The organism is uncultured Gimesia sp. (assembly GCF_937919775.1).
In the GTDB taxonomy this organism is placed as follows: domain Bacteria; phylum Planctomycetota; class Planctomycetia; order Planctomycetales; family Planctomycetaceae; genus Gimesia.
Genome location: NZ_CALFPF010000592.1, coordinates 1 through 6,282 on the forward strand (window position 1 = coordinate 1; position 6,282 = coordinate 6,282).

6 protein-coding genes are annotated in these 6,282 nt (G+C 49.1%); all 6 read left to right on the forward strand.

Annotated elements, in window-relative coordinates:
• A partial coding sequence (gene modA / locus Q0294_RS17105) for a molybdate ABC transporter substrate-binding protein (RefSeq protein ID WP_299467886.1) occupies positions 1-1,687 on the forward strand: 1,687 nt, incomplete at its 5' end.
• Positions 1,684-2,625, forward strand: a complete 942-nt coding sequence (locus Q0294_RS17110) for an ABC transporter permease (RefSeq protein WP_299467888.1) — start codon at positions 1,684-1,686, stop codon at positions 2,623-2,625. The genes modA and Q0294_RS17110, both read left to right, overlap by 4 nt.
• Positions 2,626-2,688: 63 nt before the next feature.
• Complete coding sequence (locus tag Q0294_RS17115) at positions 2,689-3,423, forward strand: ATP-binding cassette domain-containing protein (protein WP_299467890.1); 735 nt, start codon at positions 2,689-2,691, stop codon at positions 3,421-3,423.
• A gap of 1 nt (position 3,424) precedes the next feature.
• On the forward strand, positions 3,425-3,703 hold the full coding sequence (locus tag Q0294_RS17120; RefSeq protein WP_299467892.1) for a MoaD/ThiS family protein: 279 nt from the start codon (positions 3,425-3,427) through the stop codon (positions 3,701-3,703).
• Between the two features lie 56 nt (positions 3,704-3,759).
• Positions 3,760-4,518 (forward strand): HesA/MoeB/ThiF family protein, encoded by a 759-nt coding sequence (locus Q0294_RS17125; RefSeq protein WP_299467894.1) that lies wholly within the window; start codon positions 3,760-3,762, stop codon positions 4,516-4,518.
• Positions 4,519-4,548: 30 nt separating this feature from the next.
• The gene (locus tag Q0294_RS17130) at positions 4,549-5,976 is read left to right on the forward strand and encodes a neutral/alkaline non-lysosomal ceramidase N-terminal domain-containing protein (RefSeq protein ID WP_299467897.1); all 1,428 of its coding nucleotides are present in this window, start codon (positions 4,549-4,551) and stop codon (positions 5,974-5,976) included.
• Positions 5,977-6,282 lie beyond the last annotated feature (306 nt).

The window sequence follows — 6,282 nt, forward strand, 5'->3', positions numbered from 1 at the left end:
TCTTAAGATCCAACCGAATCGTCATAATTGGGAAGAGATTATGAAACAGTTTTGCAGCCATCAGGGAGAACAGAACCCATTTCCCAGAGGGAAACTCAGTAGTGGAATGGCGTTTGTGGGAGGCTCACTGGCTTTCCTGATCATCATGCTGGGAATACTCATTTACTCCCCCCCCAAAGATACAACGGAAACTACGGTTCGAACGGATCAGAATTCCGACAGCCAGGAGACCGAACTTGCAGACGATGAAGCGGGGTCAGAGGGCGGCGATGACGAATCCCTGCTGATGTACTGTGCAGCAGGAATTAAACCACCAGTAGCGGCTTTGGCAGCGCAGTTTGCGGAAGAAGTATTCGGGGTTCCTGTACACTTGCAGTATGGTGGTTCCGGTACGCTGCTCAGTAATTTGCAAGTGGCGAAAAAAGGGGACTTATATCTGGCGGCTGATACCAGTTATATCGAGATCGCCCGGGAGAAGAACCTCGTCAAAGAAGCCATCCCAGTTGCGCAGATGCATCCCGTCATCATGGTCAAAAAAGGGAACCCGAAAAAAATTCAATCAATCGATGATCTGACAAAAGAGGGCGTGAGCTTTTCGCTGGCAAATCCCGATGCGGCATCGATTGGAAAACTGACAAAAAAAGAGTTGGAAAAAGTCAAAAAGTGGGACGCCGTTTCGAAGTCGGCCCGGGTCTTCAAGCCTACTGTGTCAGAGGTCGCCAACGATGTTCTGCTGGGAGCCGTGGATGCCGGCATTGTCTGGGATGCAACCGTAAATCAGCATTCTGATAAAGCAGAAATGATCGAAGTTCCCGAGTTCGCTCAGGCAGTGAAAAATGTCACCGTCGGAATTTTAAATTCATCCAGAAAGCCTCAGCAGGCTTTAATGTTTGCCCGCTATCTGCAGGCACCCGAAAAAGGACAAAAACTATTTTCCAGCATGGGTTATCAGCCTGTCAAAGGGGACACATGGGATCCCCATCCGCAAATTCTGTTATTCAGTGGCGGTGTGAACCGGCTGGCGATTCAGGATACCTTGAAAGCATTCGAGCAGCGCGAGGGCATCTCAATTAGTGTTGTATATAACGGTTGTGGAATTCTGGTCGGGCAAATCAACAGCGGACAGCGCCCGGATGCTTATTTTGCCTGTGATACCTCTTACATGGTGCAGGTGCAACCGATGTTTACCCTGCCTTTAACGGTTGCGGAAACCGATATGATTATCATTGTCGAAAAAGGCAATCCCAAAAATATCAAGTCAGTCTACGACCTGACTGGTGAAAATATCAAAGTGGGCATCGCGCATCACGAGCAAAGTGCGCTGGGAGCTTTGACCAAAAAATTACTGGGGCCACTTGTAGCGGGAGATAAAAGTCTGTACGACGCGATCCAGCCGAATGTCAAAACCAATACCCCGACCGCTGATTTGCTGGTCAATCAATTGAGAACCGGCTCGCTGGATGCGGCGATTGTCTACCGCGCGAATATTTCTAAGGTCGCCGATAAACTTGATGTCGTTGAGATCAAAGAAGGGCGTCCTCTGGCAGAACAGCCGATTGCCATCTTGAAGTCGACAAAATATCCCAATCTGATGCAGCGTCTGGTTGACCAGTTGACATCGGAATCATCGCGGGTCATTTTTGAATCCCGAGGTTTTCGCTGGCGTATCACTCCGGAGTCGCTATGACTGAGCAGACGACAGAGGAACATGCAAACGCACTAAAATCTCGCTCTGACTTTCCCTTCTACACGATTTTTATTGTCATCAGTGCCATTTATGTCCTGTTGATCGTGTCGATGCTGGCGGCAGAGACGACTTATACCACTCCAGATCATATCTGGGGCTCGTTTGCCAAGCCGGAAATTCGCTATGCAATCTGGCTCAGCCTCGTGTCCTGCGCGATCACGACCGTCCTCTCGCTCTGGGTGTCTGTGCCGATTGGCTATTTAATGTCCCGCCACGATTTTCGGGGAAAAACGCTGATTGATGCGATTCTGGATATTCCGATTGTCTTACCCCCGCTGGTGATTGGGTTGTGCCTATTGATCATGTTTCAGGTGGAGGTACCTCAGATCGAGTGGGTGAATAATATGCTGAAGTCAATTTCAGGAGCCTTGTTTGGCAAAGAAATATTTGTCGCCAAAGGTGACTCTGTCGATGACATGATTCGTAAAACCACGGGCCTGTTATTTGGAAGGCCCTTTGGTGTCACCTATGAAATTCCGAGTGTCATTTTAGCCCAGTTTATGGTGGCGTGTGCGTTTGCAGTCAGAACGATGCGCGTGACGTTCGATCAGATCGGTACGCGCTACGAGCAGGTTGCGTTGACATTGGGTTGTAATCGAGGGCAGGCATTCTGGCGTGTGGTGTTTCCCCAGGCGTATCGGGGGCTGCTGGCGGCCGGAACGCTCGCTTGGGCCCGTTCTCTAGGTGAATTCGGACCGATCCTGATTTTTTCCGGCGCCACACGCATGAAGACAGAAGTGCTACCAACGACTGTGTTTTTAGAGCTCACTGTTGGTAATATTGAAGGCGCAGTTGCCGCTTCGTTAATTATGGTCGTTTCTGCATTGGTGGTGTTGATCATCGCCCGGATGTTCGGGCTGACTCGTGCGGGGATTTAGAATTTTGTTTGAAAAGTAATTCGCTTGACGGTAGGTCCAATCTACTGTCTGATTAGATGTGTCATGATTTCAGTAAATAAACTTTGTGTACAAGTTGGCAATTTCAAACTGAATGAGATTAGCTTCGAGGTTCCCGAGGGACACTATGCCGTATTAATGGGTAAAACGGGTAGTGGGAAAACCACGATTCTAGAGACCATTTGTGGTTTGAAGAAAGTGCTTTCCGGAACAATTCATTTGAATGGTAAACTCGTCACACACGCGAAGCCGGCTGAACGCGAAATTGGTTATGTCCCGCAGGATGGAGTGTTGTTTCATACAATGACAGTCAGAGATAATCTGGCGTTTGCTTTAGAATTACGAAAATGGAACAAGAAGCAGATTGATGATCGTGTGGAAGAACTGGCCAGTCTGTTAGGGATTGCAGATTTACTGGATCGCACCCCGTTTGGTCTGAGTGGCGGAGAAACCCAACGTATTTCTCTGGGCCGTGCGCTGGCAGCGAAACCGGCGATTTTGTGTCTTGATGAACCTTTGAGTGCATTAGATGAAGGCACACGCGACGAAATGTGTTCTTTACTGAGCGATGTGCAACGTCTGACGCGTGTCACGACATTGCATATTACGCATAATGTCTCAGAGTCGGATCGTCTGGGGGATATCAAATTTCAAATTGTGGAGGGTGTGGTCCAGCGCCTGCCCTCAAAGACTGCTGGAGAATTGTCAGATCTGACTGGACAGGTGGGGCAGGAGCCCAGATTGAACGCCGAAAAATCTGCGAAGATGAAAGCCGAATGATATGAAAATCGTAGTGGAGTATACGGCACAGGTGAAAAAAGCGGCCGGCCTGAGCAGAGAAGAATTTGAGATGAACGAGGGCAGCACTCTGCAGGAACTCGTGAAAGAGGTTGCAGAACAGCACGGCCCCACTCTCAAATCAATTTTGTTTCCTGATTCGGCAGACCTGCATCCTTCAATCCTGATATTTCTCTCAAACGAGCAGGTGTTGTGGGATGAACCTGTAACCTTAGAACCGCATCACGTCGTGACGATTCTCTCGCCTATTTCTGGCGGTTGATTCTTTTGGCAAGAACGTCATTTTAGCTATTCGAAATGAGAGAGACAGGAGTCACAATGTCCGGATTTGCTCCCCTGACTGATGAAGAACGTGCTGTCTACGAGTGGCAGATCTGGGTGCCGGAATTTGGCGAAGCCGGGCAGGAGAAATTAAAAAACGCCTCTGTCCTGATTTCACGCTGCGGAGGCTTGGGCAGCGTGGTTGCCTATGAATTGGCGGCTGCAGGTGTCGGTAAGCTCGTGATTGCCCATGCGGGAAATGTCAAACCCAGTGATTTGAACCGTCAATTACTGATGACTCATGACTGGCTGGGGAAACCACGTGTCGAATCAGCGGAACGCCGGCTGAAAGAGTTGAATCCCCGTTTGGAAATTGTTGCGATCCCTGAAAATATCTGCGAAGAGAACGCTGAAAACATCGTGAATCAGGTTGATCTGATCGTCGATTGTGCCCCGCTCTTCCCGGAACGCTATGCGATGAATCGCCAGTCAGTCTTGCAGAAGAAGCCGTTAATTGAATGCGCCATGTATGATTTGGAAGCACATTTGACAACATTAATTCCCGGTCAGACCGGATGTTTGTCTTGCCTGTATCCGCATGATCCGCCAGCATGGAAGCGAGAGTTTCCTGTGTTTGGCGCTGTTTCAGGCACCGTCGGCTGCATGGCGGCGATGGAGGCAATTAAGGTTCTTTCCGGTCTGGGGCAACCGCTGACAAATCAGTTGTTGATGTTTGATCTGCGCGACATGACATTTCAGCGCAATACGATTCTACGCCGAAAAGATTGCCCCGTCTGCGGGACTTTGGATATTTAGTTTTTTGATTTCACGATCGAGGGAGATCTTATGAAGAATCAGAACCGTCCGTTTGTGTTTGTTGTCTGTCTTCTGACATGGATATCCTGTGCTATAGAGAATGGGCTGCTGTCTGCCGAAACTGTGAAACAGACTGGGTGGCGTGCAGCGGCTGTTTCCGTTGTTATCACACCGGAAACAGCCATGTGGATGTCCGGATACGCGGCCCGGGATAAACCTTCGGAAGGCAAGGTCCACGATCTTTATGCCAAAGTGCTGATCATCGAAGATGCCAGAGGGCAAAAAGTGGTCATCGTGACCACCGATTTAATCGGGATTACCCCCGAGCTACGAGATCCAATTGCCGCCAGTTTAGAGTCTGAGTTCAAAATCCCTTCCGCTGCTTTGTTGATGAACGCCTCGCATACGCACTGTGGTCCGGAATTGCGGGAAGAGAAAGCATCCCGCCGGGGGCTGGGCGGAGACCGCGGGGCGGAAGCACGAGAATATACACAAGCGCTGGGCAGAAAGATTGTCGCAGCGATTGGCCAGACGTTGAGTAAGCTCGAACCGGCCACGCTAAAATATTCGTATGGCCGGGCCGGATTCGCCATGAATCGACGGCTGCCCACTCCCCAGGGAGTGATCAACAGCCCGCATCCAGAGGGGCCCGTCGATCAGCGGGTGCCTGTGTTGAGTGTCGTACGTCCTGATGGTTCTCTGATGGCGGCAATCTTTGGATATGCCTGTCATAACACCACGCTCAGTTTTTATCAATTTTGCGGAGACTATGCAGGCTTTGCTCAGGAATATCTGGAAGCCGATCATCCGGGTATGGTTGCTTTATTCATGATGGGCTGTGGTGGCGATCAGAATCCTTACCCGCGGCGATCATTGGATCTTGCGAAACAGCATGGGCGGGCGCTTGCCAACGCAGTCGAAGTCGCATTAGAGGTCAAACAGCCTCGCGTGATTCAGGGGAAACTCGGAATCGCCATGGATGATGTTGAGTTGGAATTTGCGACGCCTCCCTCCAGGGAGGAACTGCTCAAAATCAAAGAAAGTGGAAATAAATATGAAAACAGCCACGCAACACGCCTGCTGGAGCAGCTGGAAGAACGTGGCGGGATTCAGACACGTTATGCATTTCCGCTTCAGGTGATTCAGTTTGGAAATGATCTAACCCTTGTCGCCATCTGTGGCGAAACAGTCGTTGATTACTCACTCAGACTTCAGAAAGAACTGAAATCGGGATTTGGTGCGAGCGGGGCCTCAGAGCCAGTCATCTGGGTTGCCGGCTATTCCAATCATGTGTTTGGTTATCTGCCAAGCCTGCGGGTTTTGAAAGAAGGGGGTTATGAAGGGGCTACTGCGATGATTTATTCGTCTTATCCGGGGCCTTTTACCGATTCCGTGGAAAACCGTGTGGTTTCTAAAATCCATGAATTGACGGAACTCGCCCGGAAGGGAGCGAATTAATCCGGTTTTCGTGAAGAGATCTGTTAAGATTTAGAATGAATTAGATGCTTATTTTGAGGAAATGGCGGCCCACTGAAAAGAGTCATTTTTTTCTTAAAACAACTGTAGTAGATGGGCGTTTTTCTCTAAATTGACGGATTTTTAGATTTTGCATTCTCTTTACTAAACCTCATATTTACAATAGGTTAATTATGATTAAAGATATTTAGATCTAAGAAGGTCTATTTCTTCCCGCCTGGAGTAGATTGTGATGTTATTCAGCGCTTCAAAAAATTTGCTTATTGTTTTCGTGTTATTCGTATCTGT

Bases quoted from the DNA above. Each gene is read 5' to 3' on its own strand.
- Q0294_RS17110 (WP_299467888.1), top strand. From the start codon at position 1,684: ATGACTGAGCAGACGACAGAGGAACATGCAAACGCACTAAAATCTCGC.
- Q0294_RS17115 (WP_299467890.1), top strand. From the start codon at position 2,689: ATGATTTCAGTAAATAAACTTTGTGTACAAGTTGGCAATTTCAAACTG.
- Q0294_RS17120 (WP_299467892.1), top strand. From the start codon at position 3,425: ATGAAAATCGTAGTGGAGTATACGGCACAGGTGAAAAAAGCGGCCGGC.
- Q0294_RS17125 (WP_299467894.1), top strand. From the start codon at position 3,760: ATGTCCGGATTTGCTCCCCTGACTGATGAAGAACGTGCTGTCTACGAG.
- Q0294_RS17130 (WP_299467897.1), top strand. From the start codon at position 4,549: ATGAAGAATCAGAACCGTCCGTTTGTGTTTGTTGTCTGTCTTCTGACA.